Here is an 18,079-nt window from a genome sequence, read left to right on the forward strand (position 1 = left end):
GATTCCGTGAATTGGGAGAGAAAGACAGAGCCCTCAGTGCCGCTCGGCCGCACGCGCGGAGAACAGCCGCTGCAGGAGGCAGAAGACGAAGAGCAGCACGCCGACCACGATGCGCGTCCACCAGGAGCTCAGCGTGCCGTCGAAGGAAATGAGCGTCTGGATGATGCCCAGCATCAGCACGCCGAACAGCGTGCCGACCACGTAGCCGACGCCACCCGTAAGCAGCGTGCCGCCGATCACCACGGCGGCGATGGCGTCGAGTTCGAGGCCCACCGCGTGCAGGCCGTAGCCCGACAGCATGTAGAAGGTGAACACCACGCCGCCCAGCGCGGAGCAGAATCCGGAGAGCGTGTAGACGCCGATCACGGTGGAGCGCACCGGCAAGCCCATCAACAGCGCCGATTGCTCGCTGCCGCCGATCGCATACACGGTGCGGCCGAAGGGCGTGTAGTGCGCCACGAACACCGCGAGCGCCACCACCGCCAGCGCAATCAGCCCGCTGATCGTGATCGATGCCCCGCTCCACACCGGCATGCGCCACTGCGAGACCTCCGAGTAGAACTCGTTGGTGATGCTGATGGAGTCGATGCTGATCAGATAGCAGAGCCCGCGCGCGAGGAACATGCCGGCCAGCGTGACGATGAAGGGCTGCAGTCGGAAGCGCTCGATCAGCACGCCCATGAAGGCGCCGAAAAGCGTGCCCATCGCCAGCACCAGCGGGATCACGATCGCGGGGCTCCAGCCGTGCTTTTCGACCAGCGAGGCCGAGACCATCGTGGTCAACGCGATCACGGAGCCGACCGAGAGATCGATGCCGCCCGACAGGATCACGAAGGTCATGCCGACCGCGACGATGCAGAGAAAGGCGTTGTCGATCAGCAGGTTCAAGAAAACCTGAGGCGAGAAGAAGCCGTCATAGAAGACCGAGCCCAGCGTTGCCATCAGCACGAAGAGCGAGATGGTCGCGGCCAGGGGCAGGTACTTCGGATTCATTCGCGCGCGCGGCCGCTTCACCGGCGTCCCGGACTCCGGCGCGCGCGCCGCGGACTCGGGCGCCACGGCGCTCATCTCGCCACCTCCCCACGCGCCGGCTGCTGCACCAGTTGGCGAAGGCTCGCGCGGAACTCGGCCGATTGCAGCAGCATGACGACGAACACCACCGCCGCCTTCACGACCAGATTGATCTCCGGTGGCACCCCTAGCGAGTAGATCCCGTAGGTCAGCGTCTGGATGATGAGCGCGCCGATCACGCTGCCGACCAGGCTGAAGCGCCCGCCCGTGAGCGCCGTGCCGCCGAGCGTGACGGCCAGGATCGCGTCGAGCTCCAGCAACTGACCCGCGTTGTTGCCATCCGCGCTCTTGACGTTCGAGCTGATCAGCAGGCCGGCCACGCCCGCGCAGAAGCCGCAGAACATGTAGGCGCACACGATGATGCGGCGTGAACGCACCCCGGCCACGCGCGCCGCGTTCGGGTTGATGCCCACCGACTGGATGAACAGCCCCAGCGCGCTGCGCGTGATCGCGAGATAGAGCACGGCGAACACGACGGTGGCGATGTAGACGGAGAACGGCAGCCCGAAGAGGTAGCCACTGCCGATGAAGAAGAAGGGCGCGTAGTAGATCGTGATGATCTGCCCGCCCGTGATGAGCTGCGCGATGCCGCGCCCCGCGACCATCAGGATCAGCGTCGCGATGATCGGCTGCATGCCCACGCGCGCGACCAACAGGCCATTCCACAGCCCGCACACCGCCGCCACGGCCAGTGCCGCAACGATGGCCAGCCACATCGGGAAGCGGCTCACCTCGGCGGCGGCACCGTTGCTGACGACCAGCGATCCGCCGATCATCCAGGCCGCGAGCGCCGCCGCAATCGCCACCACCGCGCCGACCGAGATGTCGATGCCGCGCGTCGCGATCACCAGCGTCATGCCGAGCGATACCAGCACCAGCGGCGATGCGCGATTGAGGATGTCGATCAGGCTGCCGTACAGGTGCCCGCCGCGCACCTCGATGTGCAGAAAGCTCGGATTGAAGATCGCGTTGATCGCCAGCAGGATCAGCAGCGTGATGACCGGCCACACCAGCCGATGGCGGAAGACCCGCGCGACGATGGAAACCGAGTCTGTGTTGCTCATGTCAGCTCCACCGTGCAGCCCATACCAGAAACACCGCGGAACCGGCTCGGCCGGGCCGCCGGTGTTGCCCCCGGCAGGGGGTGGAGAGCGACACGAAGTGCGCGAGCCTGGGGGCGAGTCATATCTCTGCTGCGATGAGGTCGTACACCGCGTCCTCGCTGGATCCCGCGGGCAGCTCGCCCACCTTTCGCCGCTCGCGCAGCACCGCGATCCGGTGCGAGACGCGCACCACCTCGTTCATCTCGGACGAGATGAACAGCACCGCCATGCCGCTGCGCGCGAGACGCAGGATCTCGTCCATGATTTCCTGCTTGGCCGCGACGTCGATGCCGCGCGTCGGCTCATCGAGGATCAGCAGGCGCGGCTCGATCGCCAGCCAACGCGCCAGCAAGGCCTTCTGCTGGTTACCGCCCGAGAGCAGGCCGATCGGCGTGTCGACGCTGGCCGTCTTGATGCCCAGCGCCTTGACGAAGCGCTCCGCCAGCGCGGTCTGCTCCGCACGCGACAGCGTGTTGCGCACACCGAGTCGTGCCTGCAACGCCAGCGCAATGTTCTCGCGCAAGGACAGGTCGGCCACGATGCCGTCGGTCTTGCGCTCCTCGGGGCACAGCGCGAGACCGTGCTTCACCGCATCCGCCGGGCTGCCCAGTTCGACCACGACGCCATCGATGCGCAAGCTGCCGCTATCGGGCTTCGCGAGGCCGAACAGCAGCCTCGCCAGCTCGGTGCGGCCGGAGCCGAGCAAGCCGGCCAGCCCCACAATCTCGCCCGCGTGTACGCGCAGATCCAGCGGTTGCAACTGGCCACGCTGGCCCACGCCTTGGGCCTGCAGCACCGCAGGTGCGCCCTCCTCGATCGGTGGAAGCTGCGCGTGGCCCGTGGCCTGCGCCACGAGTTCGCGTCCGACCATCGCGGCGATCAGGGCCTGCGGCCCGAGGTCACGCGTCGCCCATTCGCCGACCCAGGCACCGTTGCGCAACACCGTGATGCGGTCCGACACGGCATAGACCTGGTTGAGGAAGTGCGTGACGAAGAGAATGGCCAGCCCCTCCCCCCGCAGCCTGCGCAGCACGGCGAAAAGGCTCTTCACCTCGTCGTCGTCGAGGCTCGACGTCGGCTCGTCGAGGATCAGCACCTTCGACGACAGGCCCAGCGCGCGCGCGATCGCCACCAGTTGCTGCACCGCGACCGAGTAGCTCGACAGCAGCCGCGTGACATCGATGTCCACGTCCAGCCGCGCCAGCAGCGCACGAGCCTGTCGATGGACTTCGGCCCAGTCGATCCGATAGCCCTGCGCCAGCCCGCGGCGCGGGTAGCGCCCCGAGAAGATGTTCTCGGCCACCGAGAGGTTCGGGCAAAGGTTCACCTCCTGGTAGACCGTGCTGATGCCCATGCGCTGGGCCTCCAGCGGCGACGCCGGCCGGATCGGCTGGCCGGCCAGCAGCATCTCGCCGCTGTCGGCTGCGTAGACGCCGGTCAGCACCTTGATGAGCGTCGACTTGCCCGCACCGTTCTGCCCCATCAGCGCATGGATCTCGCCGGCCCGAAGCCGGAGCGCCACGCCGCGCAGCGCCGGAACGCCGTTGAACTGCTTGTCGATGCCCGTGAGCTGCAGCACGGGCGCGTCGGAAGAGGACTCGTGCTTCATTTGTTCTTGTTGTAGACGTCGATGAACACGGCGGCCAACAGCACCAGCCCCTTGATGACCTGCTGGTAGTCGATGCCGATGCCGAGGATGGACATGCCGTTGTTCATCACGCCCATGATGAAAGCGCCGATGACCGCGCCCATGACCCTGCCGACACCACCCGACGCCGAGGCACCGCCGATGAAGCAGGCCGCGATCACGTCGAGCTCGAAGCCCAGCCCCGCCTTGGGCGTCGCCGTGTTGAGTCGCGCCGCGAACACCAGCCCCGCCAGCGCCGCGAGCACGCCCATGTTGACGAAGGTGAGGAAGGCCAGCCGCTGCGTCTTGATGCCCGACAGCCGCGCCGCCTTCTCGTTGCCACCGAGCGCATAGATGCGGCGGCCCACCGTGGTGCGGTTGGTGACGAAGTCGTAGGCCACGATCAGCACCGCCATCACGATCAGCACATTCGGTAGCCCCTTGTAGGTGGCGAGCAGGTAGCTCAGCAGCAGAATGGCCGCCGCGAAGAACAGGTTCTTGGCCAGGAAGAAGGCGTAGGGCTCCTGCGCCATGCCGTGCTGCGCGAGCTTCGCGCGGCCGCGCAGCTTGAAGAACACCAGCGCCGCCGCGGCCAGCGCGCCGAGCAGCAGCGAGGTGGTGCGCAGGCTCTCCCCGCTGAACACGTCCGGCACGAAGCCCGAACTCAGTTTCTGGAACGCTTCAGGGAACGGTCCGACCGACTGCCCCGCCAGCAACGCCAGCGTGAGCCCCTTGAACACCAGCATGCCCGCCAGCGTGACGATGAACGACGGGATCCTGAAGAAGGCCACGAACCAGCCCTGCGCCGCGCCGATCACGCCGCCCGCGACCAGGCACACGATGAAGGTCGGCACGAAGTGCCACTCGTACTCCACCATTAGCACCGCCGCCAGAGCGCCGACGAAGCCGCACACCGAGCCCACTGACAGGTCGATGTGACCGGCCACGATCACCAGCAGCATGCCGAGCGCCATGATCACGATGTAGCTGTTCTGCAGCAGCAGGTTGGTGAGGTTCAGTGGCCGCATCAGTGTGCCGTCCGTCAGCACCTGGAACAGCACCATGATCGCGACCAGCGAGATCAGCATGCCGTATTCGCGCAGGTTGTTCTTGAGGAAACCCGCGTGCTCCCCGCCCGTCGAGGCGGGTGCGCTGATCGGGGTGGCCGGCTTCACGGCATCGACTTCAGGCGGCATGGACGCTGCTCCCGGAGGCGACGATGACGCGCATTATTTTCTCCTGCGAGGCCTCGGCCACAGGAAACTCGGCGACGAAGCGGCCCTCGTTCATCACGTAGATGCGATCGCACATGCCGAGAAGTTCCGGCAGTTCGGATGAAATCATGAGAATGCCTTTGCCCTCGCTCGCGAGCTGGTCGATGATGGTGTAGATCTCGTACTTGGCGCCGACGTCGATTCCGCGCGTCGGTTCGTCGAGGATGAGCAGTTCCGGCTTCGCGAACAGCCACTTGCTCAGCACCACCTTCTGCTGGTTGCCGCCCGACAGGTTGACCACGCGCTGGTCCACTCCGGCGCAGCGGATTTTGAGCGCGCGCCGGTAGTCGTTCGCCACCTTGAACTCGCGGCCCTCGTCGATCACGCCGCGTTCCGACACCGCGGCCAGGTTCGCGAGGCTCACGTTCTTGCGGATGTCCTCCTCCAGAACGAGCCCCGCACTCTTGCGGTCCTCGGTGACGTAGGCGATGCCGTGGTCGATGGCCTTGCGGATCGTGCCGACGTCGACTTCCTTGCCGTGCATGTGGACCGAGCCGCTGATGCGCTGCCCGTAGGAGCGGCCGAACACGCTCATCGCGAACTCGGTCCGGCCCGCGCCCATCAGGCCCGCGATGCCGACGATCTCGCCGCGCCGCACGTGCAGGTTCACTCCCTTGATCTGCTCCCGGTCGGCGTGCAGCGCGTGGTGCACGCGCCAGTCGCGCACCTCGAAGATGGTCTCGCCGATGTGCGGCGTGCGATCCGGATAGCGGTGCGCCATGTCGCGCCCGACCATGCCGCGGATGATGCGGTCCTCGCTGATCGGCGCGGCGCCGCACTCCATCGTCTCGACGCTCGCGCCGTCGCGCAGCACCGTGATCGAATCCGCGACCTTGGCGATCTCGTTCAGCTTGTGCGAGATGAGGATCGACGCAATGCCCTGCGCCTTGAGGCCCAGCAGCAAGTTCAGCAGGGCATCGCTGTCGCTTTCGTTCAGGCTCGCGGTCGGCTCGTCGAGGATCAACAGCTTGACCTCTTTCGAAAGCGCCTTCGCGATCTCCACCAACTGCTGCTTGCCAACGCCGAGGTTGGTGATGAGCGCGGTGGGCGGTTCCTTGAGCCCCACCTTGGCCAGCAGTTCGCGCGTCTTGGCGTACGCCTCGAACCAGTCGATCACGCCACCGCGCGCTGTCTCGTTGCCGAGGAAGATGTTCTCGGCGATGGACAGCAGCGGCACCAGCGCCAACTCCTGGTGGATGATGATGATGCCGAGCTTCTCGCTGTCGGCGATGCCTCTGAAGCGGCGCAGCTCGCCCTCGAAATGGATCTCGCCCTCGTACGAATCGCAGGGATAGACGCCGCTCAACACTTTCATCAGCGTGGACTTGCCAGCGCCGTTTTCGCCGACGACTGCGTGGATCTCGCCTGCACGCACCGCGAGGTTGACGTTGTCCAGCGCGTTGACGCCCGGAAAAGTCTTGGTGATGCCCCGCATCTCCAGAATCACATCGTTCACCCTGTCTCCTTCGAGCCTGCGAGGCCGGCCGGCCCCGCATCGCCTGTCGCAGCTACTTGATCTGGCTCTCCTTGTAGTAGCCGCTGTCGACCAGTGTCTGCTTCCAGTTCGAAGCATCGACGCTCACCGGCTTCAGCAGGTACGACGGCACGACCTTCACGCCGTTGTTGTAGGTCTTGGTGTCGTTCACCTCCGGCTGCTTGCCCGCCAGCATGGCGTCGACCATGCCAACCGTGACCTTGGCGAGCTCGCGCGTGTCCTTGAACACGGTGGAAGTCTGCTCCTTCTTGAGGATCGATTTGACCGAGGGCACTTCCGCGTCCTGCCCCGTCACCACCGGCATCGGCTGCTGCGCCGTACCGTAGCCCACGCCCTTGAGCGAGGAGATGATGCCGATCGACAGACCGTCGTAGGGCGAGAGCACGGCATCGACGCGGTCCTTCGTGTAGTAGGCCGACAGCAGGTTGTCCATGCGCGCCTGCGCCACCGCGCCGTCCCAGCGCAGGGTCGAGACCTTGTCCATGCCCATCTGCTTGCTGCGCACCACGAGCTTGCCGCTGTCGATGTAGGGCTTCAGCACCGACATCGCGCCGTTGTAGAAGAAGAAGGCGTTGTTGTCGTCCGGCGACCCGCCGAAGAGTTCGATGTTGTACGGGCCCTTGCCCTCCTTGAGCTTCAGCGCCTGCTCGATATAACTGGCCTGCAGCACGCCGACCTGGTAGTTGTCGAACGTGGCGTAGTAGTCGACGTTCTTCGAGCCCTTGATGAGCCGGTCGTACGCGATGACCTTGACGCCCTTGTCGGCGGCCTTCTGCAGTACATCCGACAGCGTGGTCCCGTCGATGGCCGCGATCACCAGGACCTTCGCGCCCTTCGTCACCATGTTCTCGACCTGCGCGAGCTGGTTCGGAATGTCGTCGTCGGCGTATTGCAGGTCGGTCTTGTAGCCCTTCTCGTTGAAGTACTTGACCATGTTCGACCCGTCGGCGATCCACCGCGCCGACGACTTGGTCGGCATCGAGATGGCGACGAGACCTTTGTCCTGGGCATGGACGAGCGGCGCAATGCCGACAAGCAGTGTCGTGGCCGCGCCGGCCAGCAAGGTCTTGAGAAAGGTGCGTTTCATGGCAAGGTCTCCTTCATTGTGTGCGTGCGCGACGCGCCGCTTGCGACGGCGCGTCACTGCCTGTTAGTACTTCCTGTTTGGGAACTCGGCTTTGGCGACTTCCATGGGGAAGATGCCTTCCTTCGTGAGGATGCGCTTCGGAATCGGCTTGCCGGCCTTGATGTCCTTCACGGCGCTCATCAGCTGGGGCCCAAGCAGCGGGCTGCACTCGACCGATACGTTGAGCTTGCCGGCCATCATGGCCTCGAAGGCGCCCTTCACGGCGTCGATCGAGATGATGATGATGTCCTGCGCCGGCTTCATGCCCGCTTCCTCGATGGCCTGGATCGCGCCGATCGCCATGTCGTCGTTGTGCGCGTAGAGCACATTGATCTTCTTGCCCTCGGCCTTCAGGAAGGCCTCCATCACCTCCTTGCCCTTGGCGCGGGTGAAGTCGCCGGTCTGCGAGCGGATGATCTTGAACTTCGGATCGGCCTTGATGATTTCCTCGAAGCCCTTCTTGCGATCGATCGCCGGCGCCGAGCCCACCGTGCCCTGCAGCTCGACGATGTTGATCGGGCCTGCGTTGCCCTTCTCCTTCTCGACGAGCCAGCGCCCGGCCTTGCGGCCTTCCTCGACGAAGTCCGAGCCCATGAAGGTGACGTAGAGCGAGTCGTCCTTGGTGTTGACGGAGCGGTCGGTCAGCACCACGGGGATGTTGGCGGCCTTGGCTTCCTTCAGGACGGTTTCCCAGCCCGATTCGACCACCGGCGAGAAGGCGATGACATCCACCTTCTGCGCAATGTACGAGCGGATCGCCTTGATCTGGTTCTCCTGTTTCTGCTGCGCATCGGAGAACTTGAGATCGATGTCGGACTCCTTCGCGGCCGACTTGATCGACTCTGTGTTGGCGGTGCGCCATTCGCTTTCCGCGCCGACCTGGGCAAATCCCAGGACGATCTTCTTCTGCGCCAGAGCCGTGACCGGCAGCAGCGAGGACAGCGACGCGGTGGCGAGTGCAATGTTGAGCGTGCGACGATTCAGTTTCATGTTGTCTCCTGGTTGACGTGGTGAAAGAAACTCTTCTTCTCTTGTTATCTGCTTCTCTTGTCGCTCAGGCCAGCACGTAGCCGGTCTTGACGGTGGTGTAGAACTCCGCGGCATGTCGCCCCTGCTCGCGCGGTCCGTAGCTCGATGCCTTGCGGCCGCCGAAGGGCACGTGGTAGTCGACGCCGGCGGTCGGCAGGTTGACCATGGTCATGCCCACCCTCGCATGGCGCTTGAAGTGCATCGCGCGCGCCAGCGACGTGGTGCAGATGCCGGCGCACAGGCCGAAAGGCGTGTCGTTGGCCAGCACCAGCGCATGTTCGTAATCGTCGGCGCGCAGCACGCAGGCCACGGGTCCGAAGATCTCGTCGCGCGCCACACGGTGCTCGGGCTTGGCGAGAAAGAGCGCCGGGCTCATGTAATAGCCCGTGGTCGCGCGGTTCAGGCGTTCGCCGCCGCCCATGTGCTCGGCGCCTTCCGCGGTGGCGCTCTCGATGGCGGCGAGGTTGCGTTCAAGCTGGTGCCGGTCGACCACCGGTCCGATGTCGGTGCCCTGCGCCAGCGCGTGCCCGATCTTGAGCGCTGCGAGCCGGTGGCGCACGCGCGAGACGAAGGCGTCGTGCACTGTCGATTCGACGATGAGGCGGCTCGACGCAGTGCAGTGTTGGCCCGTCGAGAAATAGGCGCCCTGGACCGCGCAGTCGACGGCGCGGTCCAGGTCGGCATCGGCGAGCACTACGAGCGGGTTCTTACCGCCCATCTCCAGTTGCACCTTGGCGCGCCGGCGGGTGGCCGCCTGCAGGATGTGTTCGCCGGTGACCACCGAGCCGGTGAAGCTGATCGCATCCACCAGCGGACTGTCGACGATGCTCTGCCCCACTTCGCGTCCGCTGCCCATCACGAGGTTGAAGGTGCCGGCGGGAAGCGCCGCGCGGCTGATGATCTCGGCCAACGCCCAGCCGCAGGCCGGCACCAGTTCGGCCGGCTTGAACACAACGCTGTTGCCGTAGGCCAGCGCCGGCGCGATCTTCCAAGCAGGAATGGCAAACGGGAAGTTCCACGGCGTGATGAGCCCCACCACGCCGAGCGGCTCGCGCGTGATGTCGACCTGCACGCCGGGCCGCACGGAGGCGAGCGTCTCACCGTCGCCGCGCAAGGCTTCCCCAGCGAAGAACTTGAAGATGTGGCCCGCGCGCGCCGCCTCGCCGATGGCCTCTGGCAAGGTCTTTCCTTCTTCACGGGCGAGCAGCTTGCCGAGTTCTTCGCGGCGCACGAGGATCTCGCTGCCGATCTGGTCGAGCACGTCGGCGCGACGTTGCGGTGTGGTCTGGCTCCAGTGCGGGAAGGCATCGGCAGCGGCGCGGATCGCCAGTTCGGTCTGGTTTCGGTCGGCGCGCGCGTATTCCGCAACCACTTCGCGGGTGTCGGACGGGTTTTCACTGATTCCCGTGGTAACACCCGTCTCCCAGCGGCCGTTGATGTACTGCCGTGCGTTCTGTTGGAGGTCACTGCGCTTCAAAGTGGTGCGAGTGTAGGAATCGCCCCGATATCTTTCCAATCAATATTTCGATGGAATAGATATCAGAAGCAGCATTCAGGTAAACCCCATATGACCAACTACACGCACTGGTTCATCCGTGCGCGCCTCAAGACCCGGCAGTTGCTGCTGCTGGTGGCGCTGGCCGAAGAGGGCAACATCCATCGCGCCGCGCAGGTGCTGAACATGACGCAGCCGGCGGCCTCGAAGCTGTTGAAGGATCTGGAGGACGTGCTGGAGGTCCCGCTGTTCGACCGTCTGCCACGCGGCATGCGGCCGACCTGGTATGGCGAGACGATGATCCGCCACGCGCGCATTGCGCTGGCGAGCCTCAATCAGGCACACGACGAACTCACGGCGCTCAAGGCGGGGAGTGCGGGGCAGGTCAACATCGGCGCGATCACTGCGCCGGGGCTGGTGCTGCTGCCGCCGGCGGTGGCGGCGGTGAAGCGCGATCACCCGAATCTGCGCGTCTCGCTGGAGATCGAGACGAGCCCGGTGCTGCTGGAACGGCTCGAGCAGGGCAAGCTCGATGTGCTCGTGGCGCGACTCTTCGCGGAGCACGACAAGAACAACCTTCGCTACGAGGCGCTCACGGAAGAACCGGTGTGCGCGTTGGTGCGGCCGGGACATCCGCTGCTGGGCATGACAGGACTGGGTCTGCGCGATCTGGTGTCGGCCGGCTGGATCGTGCCGCCTGCGGGCAGCGTACTGCGCCATCGCTTCGAACTCATGTTCCAGGAAGTAGGACTGGCGCCGCCGATCAACGTGATCGAGACGGCGGCCCTGCTCTTCATCACGCGGATGCTGCAGCAGAGCGATATGGTCGCGGTGCTTGCCACCGACGTGGCGCGCTACTACGCGGCGCACGGGATCGTTTCGCTGCTGCCGATCGAGATGCCGTGCCACATGGATGCGTTCGGCATCATCACGCGCACTGACCGTCTGTTGTCGCCTGCGGCCAAGGTGATGATGCGGGCGTTGAAGACGCAGAGCTTTCAGGCTTATGGGCGGCGGCTTGAAGTGGATTGATCTTGTTCGCAGCCCGCCCCACCCAGGAGACACCCTTGAACGCAACACCATCCGCCACCTGCCCCACGACCCCTGCAACCCTCGAAGCGCCGCGTTGCGTCTGGCCCGCAGGTGCGACGTTGGGCGAAGGCACCTTGTGGTCACAGCGCGAGCAAGCTCTCTACTGGGTCGACATCATTGAACGCCGTCTGCATCGCTTCGACCCTGCGAGCAATGGTCAGACAACCTGGAGCTTCGACGAGGAGATCTCCGCGGTTGCGGAACGAGCCAACGCGCCCGGCTTCATCGTCACATTGCGTCGTGGCTTCGCCCTGTTCGACCCGGCAACGGGCGACGTTGCACCCAGGTACCTGCATCAGCCCGAACCCGAACTCGCCGACAACCGCTTCAACGACGGCAAGTGCGACGCCCAGGGTCGCTTCTGGGGCGGCACCATGGACTGCGCGTGCGAGGCGCCCACCGGCTCGCTCTACCGTTTCGACCCCGATGGAAGCTGCACCCGCCATGACCAGGGCTTTGCCGTGACCAACGGGCCGACGTGGTCGCTGGATGGACGGACCCTGTACTTCAACGACACCGTCACCAGCCGCGTCTACGCCTACGACTTCGATGCCGCCGAAGGCACCCTCTCCAACAAGCGCCAGTGGCTCCGATTCGCACGTGGCGACGGCTTCCCCGATGGCATGACGACGGATGCTGCCGGAAGGCTCTGGATCGCGCATTGGGGCGGCGCCTGCGTGAGCTGCCACGATCCAGTGAGCGCCGCTGAACTCTGCCGCATCCCACTGCCAACGAGCCACATCACCAATTGCGCGTTCGGCGGACCCGATCTGCGCACGCTCTACATCACGAGCGCCACCAGCGGCCTGACGCCCGCGCAGCGCGAGGCCGAGCCTGAAGCGGGCGGACTCTTTGCCGTTCAGCTCGACGTACCCGGATTGCCCGCGTCGCCGTTCGGCGGCTGAAGCCGACTTTCACGCTCGCAGGCGCGGCTCGGCGGCAGCGGAGCGCCTGCGCCGCGCCGCGCCCGGCGACACACCGATGTAGCGTTTGAAGGACCGGCTGAACGCCGCCTCGGACTGGTAGCCGAAGCGGGCCGCGAGATCGCAGAGCCGTGCATCCTTCTCCTGCAGTGAGTTGAGCGCCAGATGCATGCGCCAGCGCGCCACGTAGCGCATTGCCGGCTCACCCACCAGCGTCGTGAAGCGCGCGGCAAACGCCGACCTCGACATCGCCACTTCGCGCGCCAGCGCCGCAACCGTCCAGGGCCGTGCGGCGTCACGGTGGATGAGCGAGATCGCTCGGCCGATCTGCTTGTCCTGCAGCGCGCCGAGCCATCCGGTCTGCGCAGCCGGGTCCTTCGCCATCCACGAGCGGATCGCCTGCACCACGAGGATGTCGGCCAGCCGCGTGATGACGGTCTCGCCGCCCGGCTGCAACTCGCGTGCCTCGACCGCCATGAGGCGAAGCAGGCTTCCGACCCAATCGAGTTCGCGCGCGCCCGGCGCGTCGATGCGAATCACCGGCGGCAGCAGCTTCACGAGCTGGTGCGCGGCCGGATGGTCGAAACGCACCGCGCCGCAAACCAGATGGGTCGGCGCGCCACCACCGCCGTGCCGCAGGATTTCGTAGCGTTCGCTGACCTGCTCGCGCGGCAAGTCGAACAGCTTCAGGGCGCCGGCGCCGGGCTCGCAGCCGAGACGGTGGCCCTCGCCGTGCGGCACCAGCGCGAATTCGCCCGGTTGCAGCAGATACGGCTCCGCACCGTCGACTTCGAGCCAGCACTGTCCCGAAGTCACGACATGGAACATCAGGCTGTCTTCCATCGACGGCAGCGCGAGTCCCCAGGGCGCAGTGAACTCCGAGCGGCAATAGAAGATGCCGCTCATCCGCAGGAAGTGCAGCGCCTCGCCGAGCGGGTCGACCGGGGCCAGAGCTTCCTTGAGGTCCATGTGGCGCAGTATGCGTAGCGCAAACCTCATCGTCCAGCGCGCCTGGACGCATGAGCATGAAATCGCGAGCATTGGACATTGATCCACCGACTCTTGCCCACGATAGTGGACTTCATGCAAACCACCACAGGAGCGACGCATGAACACCACCACAATCACCGTCATGGGCGCGACCGGCCACACGGGCGCGAAGATCGCGCAGCGCCTGCTGAAGTCGGGCGCCAAGGTCCGCGCTCTCGGACGGACTGAAAGCAAGCTCGCAGCACTCCGGAGTGCCGGCGCCGAAGTTCGGACCGGCGATGTGGCCGATGCGGGCTTCCTGGCCGAGGCGTTTCGGGGCGCGGACGCCGCCTACACCCTGCTCGCGACCGATCGCCATGCGCCCGACTACGCGGAGCGGCAGGCGCGGGAGGGCGAAGCCATCGCCGGCGCGGTCCGCGACAGTGGTGTCTCCCATGTCGTCGCGCTCAGCAGTCTGGGCGCAAACCTGCATGAAGCGACGGGCGTGATCGCGGGGTTGCATGCGCAGGAAGGGCGGCTGCAACGTATCGCGGGGATCAACCTCCTGCTTCTTCGACCAGCCTCCTTCTTCGAGAACTTCTTCGAGGCGCTGGATGTCGTCAGGCACATGGGTGTTCTGGCCGATTCCGTTGCGCCGGACATCGCCATGCCGATGGTCGCCGCCGACGATATCGCCGCGGTCGCAGCCAAGGCGCTCATGGAGCGGGACTGGAGCGGCATCGCCGTGCAGGAACTGCTCGGCCCGCGCGACCTGAGCCAGGCCGAGGTCGCCCGCATCCTGGGCCAGCGCATCGGCCAGCCCGACCTTCACTACGTCCAGCTTCCCGATGCCGATATGGCGGACGCACTGGTCGGCGCAGGCCTCTCGGCAAGCTTCGCCGATCTCTACGTCGAGATGACTCGCGCATTCAACGCGAACAGGGTTCATCCGCTCGCAGGATGCGCCACCCGAAGCTGCACTCCGACGACCTTCGAGGACTTCGCCGGGGAGCTGGCCGGCGCCTACGCGGCTTTACTTTCCTGTCACAAATTTGTTAAGACAAACTAGCTACATTTTCAAGAGCCCTTGGAGTTCCTTACACCAAAGGGCAGGTTGTCATGCACCTTGGCTGCGTGTTCAATGCACGACCAATCCTCGCTGTTTCAGCGCCCCAACCTTGAACGGCCGCCGCGTGCGCCGGCCCGGGAGATGTGGAATGAGTGAAATGACGGCCTTGAACCCAGCGGAAGAAACACCGGTCGTTCGCCTGATCGATGACGACGTGTCGTTCAGGCGCGCGGTGCAACGCCTGCTGCGTGCTGCCGGGCATCGCGTGGCGGAGTACGGATCGGTGGGCGAGATGCTGCTCGAGGGCATTGGCAGCGCACCCGGCTGCCTGGTGCTGGACATTCACATGCCCGGCCCCAGCGGCCTCGATCTCCAGGAGATGGTCGCCACGCAGCCGGAGCCTCTGCCGGTCATCTTCGTGACGGCCGAAGCAACCGTGCATGAAACCCTCCGCGCCATGAAGGCCGGCGCCGCGGACTTTCTCTTCAAGCCGGTCGATGGCGATGCGCTGCTGTCGGTGGTGAACAAGGCGGTCCACGAGGACGCCATCCGGCGGCAGGCGCACCGCCGGCTGTCCGCGCTGCAGACCCGCTACTCGCGCCTGAGCCCGCGCGAACGGCAAGTGCTCGATATGGTCGTCAACGGCGCGCTCAACAAGCAGATCAGCGCCGAACTCGGCGCGGCGGAGCGCACGGTCAAGGCGCATCGCGCGCACGTCATGGAGAAGATGGAGGTGAGCTCGCTAGCCGATCTGGTCAGGGCTGTCGGGCAACTGGACGCAGCGCCTCAGGCCCTCAGTCGCGTGGACGCCTGAGCGCGCACGCGAGCCAGACTCACCAGGCGCCATTCACATGTCGCCCAAGCCCGCCACAGGGATTGCGGTCTCGGCGCTGATTGCCTTGCTGTTGGCCGCCATGTGGCCTGCGTTGGCGCCGAACCATCGGCGCACGTCGACGAGAGCCCGGCCTGTGCAGCGCCGCCCCGCCGTTGCGGTGAACACCGCCCCGATTCATGGCGTCGACGAACTGACGGCGTCCATCACCCACGAAATCAACCAGCCGCTGAGCGCCATCCTCGCGAACGTGGATGCCGGCGCCCTGCTGTGGAAGCAGCAACCGCTGCCGGCCGACGAGCTCAAGAGCATCCTCACGGACATCCGCGACGACGTCCTGCGGATCAGGCAGATCATCCAGAAACTCAGGACGCTGCTCGGCAAGCGCTCGCTAGAGGCCACGACGCTGGAGCTGAACGAAGTGATCGCGGCGAGCAGGGGTCTGCTCGGCCAGCTTGCCCGGCGCCATCAGACTCGCCTGCAATTCGATCTCGCGCCCGGCCTGCCGCCGGTGATGGGCGACAGCATGCACCTGCAGCAGGTGCTGGTGAACCTGGCGACCAACGGCATGGAAGCGATGAGCGATCTACCCCCCAGCCGGCGAACGCTGAAGCTGACGACGGAGAAGGGCGACAAAGGCACCGCGGTATTCACCGTAGCCGACAGCGGGCCCGGCGTGGGCGCGAGCAAACTGGTGGAGATCTTCAAGGTCTTCTACTCGACGAAGCCGGAAGGCATGGGCATGGGACTCGCCATCGTGAAGACCATCGTCGACGCGCACGGCGGCAAGATCGAAGTCGGCACCAACGATCATCAGGCGGGCGCACTGTTCAGGGTGTCCTTGCCCACCATCGACGTCGCGCGCAAGCGCGTGGGGCGCAAGCCGGCCGCCGAGATGCCATCGGCCTAGGATGCGCCGATTGACTTTGCGCAGATCGCTTCGCCCGATTTGCCCCAAGGGGCAGAACGTATTGCCCAACAGGCCGATGGGCAATGCACACCGGCCCCTCCATCATCGATTCACCGAGATTGGCGATCCTTCATGACGACTGAGCTCAAGAGCACAACGCGGACCGATGGCATGGTCTGGATTCCCGACGGCACCTTCCTCATGGGATCGGACCGGCACTACCCGGAGGAGGCGCCGACCCACAAGGTGGCCGTGAAGGGCTTCTGGATCGATACGCACACCGTCACCAACACGGAGTTCAAGCGCTTCGTGGAGGCGACCGGCCACGTCACGCTGGCCGAGCGCCCGGCCAATGCAGAGGACTATCCCGGTGCAGATCCGGCCATGCTCGCACCCTCGTCGGTCGTGTTTCGCAAGACACCCGGGCCGGTGGACATGGGCAATCCCTACAACTGGTGGACCTACCAGCGCGGCGCCGACTGGCGGCATCCGCGCGGGCCGGGCAGTTCGCTGCAGGGGCTGTGGAAGCACCCGGTGGTGCATGTCGCCTTCGAGGATGCCGAGGCCTACGCCAAATGGGCCGGCAAAGAGCTCCCCACCGAGGCCGAGTGGGAATACGCCGCGCGTGGCGGTCTCGAAGGCGCCGAGTACACCTGGGGCGCTGATTTCAGTCCCGGCGGGAAGTTGATGGCCAACTCGTGGCAGGGCGAATTCCCGTGGCAGAACCTGCTGCAGGACGGCTACGAAGGGACCGCGCCGGTCGGCTCGTTTCCGCCGAACGGCTATGGCCTGTACGACATGGCCGGCAACGTCTGGGAATGGACCACCGACTGGTACCAGGAGCACGACAAGATCATCAAGAGCTGCTGCACGCTGGACAACCCGCGCGGCGGCCAGGCCGAAGGCAGCTACGACCCGCGCACGCCGGAGGTCCGCATTCCGCGCCGGGTGATGAAGGGCGGTTCACATCTCTGCGCTCCGAACTATTGCCATCGCTATCGCCCGGCGGCCCGGATGGCGCAGCCGATCGACACGGCGACCTGCCATCTCGGCTTTCGCTGCATCGTGCGCAAGGAGCCAGCGCACCCGTGATGAAAGGAAGAACAATGACTAGGCGGTTTGTCCCGCGCACGCTGTGGTCGGTCTTGATGCTTGCATCCTTTGGTGCGGCAGCAACCGAAGGCGGCATCGGGCGCCCGATCACCGCCCAGCAGGTGTACTCCGATGCCGGCATCGTGCCGCCGACTCCGGGCTTCGCTTTGTCGCTTGCCAGCATCTACTTCTCGGGCGACCTGGACGGCTCGCGCCAGGTGTCCCTCGGCCGCACGCTCGGCGTCGGGCTGGATGCGACAGCGATTTACAACGTCGCGAATCTCACCTACGTGTGGAACACGGGGCCGGGCCGCTGGAACTTCGCGTCGGCCATCGGGCTGCCGGTGCAATACACGAAGGCCGAGATCGGCATCGCCGGCCCCTTGCGCGGCTTCTCGGTCAGCGACAGCAACACGCACTTCGCCGACATGCTCGTCAACCCGCTCATCGCGGGCTATCACATCAGCGAGACCGAGCACCTCGCGCTCTCCGTGCCTTTCTATGCGCCGACGGGCTCGTACGACCCCGACCGCCTCGCCAATGCCGGCCAGAACACCTGGACCTTCTCGCCGACGATCGCGTACACCCACCTGCTGAAGGGCGGCGGCGAATTCACCGCGATGGCGGCATTCGATTTCTATACACGCAACGACGACACCGACTACAAGAACGGCGCCGTGTTCCGCATCGATGCCATGTGGACGACCACCATCGCGCCCCAATGGCACCTCGGTGTCGTGGGCGGCTGGATCGAGCAGGTCGAGGACGACACCGGCCCCACGGCGGACAAGCTCAATGGCTTCAAGGGTCGTTCGGTCGGCCTGGGGCCCATCGTCACCTGGAGCGGGAAGATCGGCAATCAGCCAGCGGCGTTCTCGGCGCGGTGGGTCTATGACGTGGAAGCCAAGAACCGGCCCAAGGGCAATGGCGTGTCCGTGAGTCTCACGCTGCCGTTCATGTAGCGCGCGAACG

At 65.7% G+C, this 18,079-nt stretch carries 16 protein-coding genes; 7 read left to right on the plus strand and 9 right to left on the minus strand.

Annotated features, from left to right (window positions below; genetic code table 11):
• Positions 1-33 precede the first annotated feature (33 nt).
• From yjfF to QTI24_RS20085, 8 genes are all read right to left on the minus strand, one after another.
• Positions 34-1,068 (minus strand): galactofuranose ABC transporter, permease protein YjfF, encoded by a 1,035-nt coding sequence (yjfF, locus tag QTI24_RS20050; RefSeq protein WP_286602859.1) that lies wholly within the window; start codon positions 1,066-1,068, stop codon positions 34-36.
• Entirely contained in the window at positions 1,065-2,135 is a 1,071-nt protein-coding gene (locus QTI24_RS20055) for an ABC transporter permease (RefSeq protein WP_286602861.1), read from the minus strand. The genes yjfF and QTI24_RS20055 overlap by 4 nt, the downstream gene beginning before the upstream one ends.
• Positions 2,136-2,253: 118 nt before the next feature.
• A complete protein-coding gene (locus QTI24_RS20060; RefSeq protein ID WP_286602862.1) occupies positions 2,254-3,783 on the minus strand; it encodes a sugar ABC transporter ATP-binding protein in 1,530 nt (509 codons plus the stop codon).
• Entirely contained in the window at positions 3,780-4,997 is a 1,218-nt protein-coding gene (gene mmsB, locus QTI24_RS20065; protein ID WP_286602863.1) for a multiple monosaccharide ABC transporter permease, read from the minus strand. Before mmsB ends, QTI24_RS20060 begins: the two co-directional genes overlap by 4 nt.
• Entirely contained in the window at positions 4,987-6,510 is a 1,524-nt protein-coding gene (gene mmsA / locus QTI24_RS20070) for a multiple monosaccharide ABC transporter ATP-binding protein (protein ID WP_286602971.1), read from the minus strand. The genes mmsB and mmsA overlap by 11 nt, the downstream gene beginning before the upstream one ends.
• A 73-nt stretch (positions 6,511-6,583) precedes the next feature.
• Complete coding sequence (gene chvE / locus QTI24_RS20075) at positions 6,584-7,657, minus strand: multiple monosaccharide ABC transporter substrate-binding protein (RefSeq protein WP_286602864.1); 1,074 nt, start codon at positions 7,655-7,657, stop codon at positions 6,584-6,586.
• Between the two features lie 63 nt (positions 7,658-7,720).
• The gene (locus tag QTI24_RS20080; RefSeq protein ID WP_286602865.1) at positions 7,721-8,686 is read right to left on the minus strand and encodes an ABC transporter substrate-binding protein; all 966 of its coding nucleotides are present in this window, start codon (positions 8,684-8,686) and stop codon (positions 7,721-7,723) included.
• A 64-nt stretch (positions 8,687-8,750) separates the two neighbouring features.
• Positions 8,751-10,202 carry an aldehyde dehydrogenase family protein gene (locus QTI24_RS20085; protein WP_286602867.1) on the minus strand — a complete coding sequence of 484 codons (1,452 nt, stop codon included), beginning with the start codon at positions 10,200-10,202 and terminating at the stop codon, positions 8,751-8,753.
• A gap of 90 nt (positions 10,203-10,292) precedes the next feature.
• Between QTI24_RS20085 and QTI24_RS20090 the strand changes: the two genes are divergently transcribed.
• Both QTI24_RS20090 and QTI24_RS20095 read left to right on the plus strand, forming a co-directional pair.
• On the plus strand, positions 10,293-11,252 hold the full coding sequence (locus QTI24_RS20090) for a LysR family transcriptional regulator (protein ID WP_286602869.1): 960 nt from the start codon (positions 10,293-10,295) through the stop codon (positions 11,250-11,252).
• 35 nt (positions 11,253-11,287) lie between these two features.
• Positions 11,288-12,217, plus strand: a complete 930-nt coding sequence (locus tag QTI24_RS20095) for an SMP-30/gluconolactonase/LRE family protein (protein WP_286602871.1) — start codon at positions 11,288-11,290, stop codon at positions 12,215-12,217.
• A 9-nt stretch (positions 12,218-12,226) separates the two neighbouring features.
• On the opposite strand, the gene QTI24_RS20100 is transcribed toward QTI24_RS20095, so the two are convergent.
• Positions 12,227-13,204 carry an AraC family transcriptional regulator gene (locus tag QTI24_RS20100; protein ID WP_286602872.1) on the minus strand — a complete coding sequence of 326 codons (978 nt, stop codon included), beginning with the start codon at positions 13,202-13,204 and terminating at the stop codon, positions 12,227-12,229.
• A gap of 139 nt (positions 13,205-13,343) precedes the next feature.
• On the opposite strand from QTI24_RS20100, the gene QTI24_RS20105 reads away from it, so the two are divergent.
• The 5 genes from QTI24_RS20105 to QTI24_RS20125 all read left to right on the plus strand — a co-directional run bounded on the left by QTI24_RS20105 (position 13,344) and on the right by QTI24_RS20125 (position 18,069).
• Positions 13,344-14,273, plus strand: a complete 930-nt coding sequence (locus QTI24_RS20105) for an NmrA family NAD(P)-binding protein (RefSeq protein WP_503011290.1) — start codon at positions 13,344-13,346, stop codon at positions 14,271-14,273.
• A 157-nt stretch (positions 14,274-14,430) separates the two neighbouring features.
• The gene (locus QTI24_RS20110) at positions 14,431-15,087 is read left to right on the plus strand and encodes a response regulator transcription factor (RefSeq protein ID WP_286602874.1); all 657 of its coding nucleotides are present in this window, start codon (positions 14,431-14,433) and stop codon (positions 15,085-15,087) included.
• 37 nt (positions 15,088-15,124) lie between these two features.
• A complete protein-coding gene (locus QTI24_RS20115; RefSeq protein WP_286602875.1) occupies positions 15,125-16,015 on the plus strand; it encodes a sensor histidine kinase in 891 nt (296 codons plus the stop codon).
• Positions 16,016-16,147: 132 nt separating this feature from the next.
• On the plus strand, positions 16,148-17,107 hold the full coding sequence (locus tag QTI24_RS20120) for a formylglycine-generating enzyme family protein (RefSeq protein ID WP_286602876.1): 960 nt from the start codon (positions 16,148-16,150) through the stop codon (positions 17,105-17,107).
• 14 nt (positions 17,108-17,121) lie between these two features.
• The gene (locus QTI24_RS20125) at positions 17,122-18,069 is read left to right on the plus strand and encodes a SphA family protein (protein ID WP_286602878.1); all 948 of its coding nucleotides are present in this window, start codon (positions 17,122-17,124) and stop codon (positions 18,067-18,069) included.
• Positions 18,070-18,079 lie beyond the last annotated feature (10 nt).

Source organism: Variovorax sp. J22P240 (genome assembly GCF_030316855.1).
In the GTDB taxonomy this organism is placed as follows: domain Bacteria; phylum Pseudomonadota; class Gammaproteobacteria; order Burkholderiales; family Burkholderiaceae_C; genus Variovorax.

What these genes read in the sequence shown, in the direction of transcription:
- yjfF (WP_286602859.1), bottom strand. Translation starts at nt 1,068, where the DNA reads ATGAGCGCCGTGGCGCCCGAGTCCGCGGCGCGCGCGCCGGAGTCCGGG.
- QTI24_RS20055 (WP_286602861.1), bottom strand. Translation starts at nt 2,135, where the DNA reads ATGAGCAACACAGACTCGGTTTCCATCGTCGCGCGGGTCTTCCGCCAT.
- QTI24_RS20060 (WP_286602862.1), bottom strand. Translation starts at nt 3,783, where the DNA reads ATGAAGCACGAGTCCTCTTCCGACGCGCCCGTGCTGCAGCTCACGGGC.
- mmsB (WP_286602863.1), bottom strand. Translation starts at nt 4,997, where the DNA reads ATGCCGCCTGAAGTCGATGCCGTGAAGCCGGCCACCCCGATCAGCGCA.
- mmsA (WP_286602971.1), bottom strand. Translation starts at nt 6,510, where the DNA reads ATGCGGGGCATCACCAAGACTTTTCCGGGCGTCAACGCGCTGGACAAC.
- chvE (WP_286602864.1), bottom strand. Translation starts at nt 7,657, where the DNA reads ATGAAACGCACCTTTCTCAAGACCTTGCTGGCCGGCGCGGCCACGACA.
- QTI24_RS20080 (WP_286602865.1), bottom strand. Translation starts at nt 8,686, where the DNA reads ATGAAACTGAATCGTCGCACGCTCAACATTGCACTCGCCACCGCGTCG.
- QTI24_RS20090 (WP_286602869.1), top strand. Translation starts at nt 10,293, where the DNA reads ATGACCAACTACACGCACTGGTTCATCCGTGCGCGCCTCAAGACCCGG.
- QTI24_RS20100 (WP_286602872.1), bottom strand. Translation starts at nt 13,204, where the DNA reads ATGGACCTCAAGGAAGCTCTGGCCCCGGTCGACCCGCTCGGCGAGGCG.
- QTI24_RS20105 (WP_503011290.1), top strand. Translation starts at nt 13,344, where the DNA reads ATGAACACCACCACAATCACCGTCATGGGCGCGACCGGCCACACGGGC.
- QTI24_RS20110 (WP_286602874.1), top strand. Translation starts at nt 14,431, where the DNA reads ATGACGGCCTTGAACCCAGCGGAAGAAACACCGGTCGTTCGCCTGATC.
- QTI24_RS20115 (WP_286602875.1), top strand. Translation starts at nt 15,125, where the DNA reads ATGTCGCCCAAGCCCGCCACAGGGATTGCGGTCTCGGCGCTGATTGCC.
- QTI24_RS20120 (WP_286602876.1), top strand. Translation starts at nt 16,148, where the DNA reads ATGACGACTGAGCTCAAGAGCACAACGCGGACCGATGGCATGGTCTGG.
- QTI24_RS20125 (WP_286602878.1), top strand. Translation starts at nt 17,122, where the DNA reads ATGACTAGGCGGTTTGTCCCGCGCACGCTGTGGTCGGTCTTGATGCTT.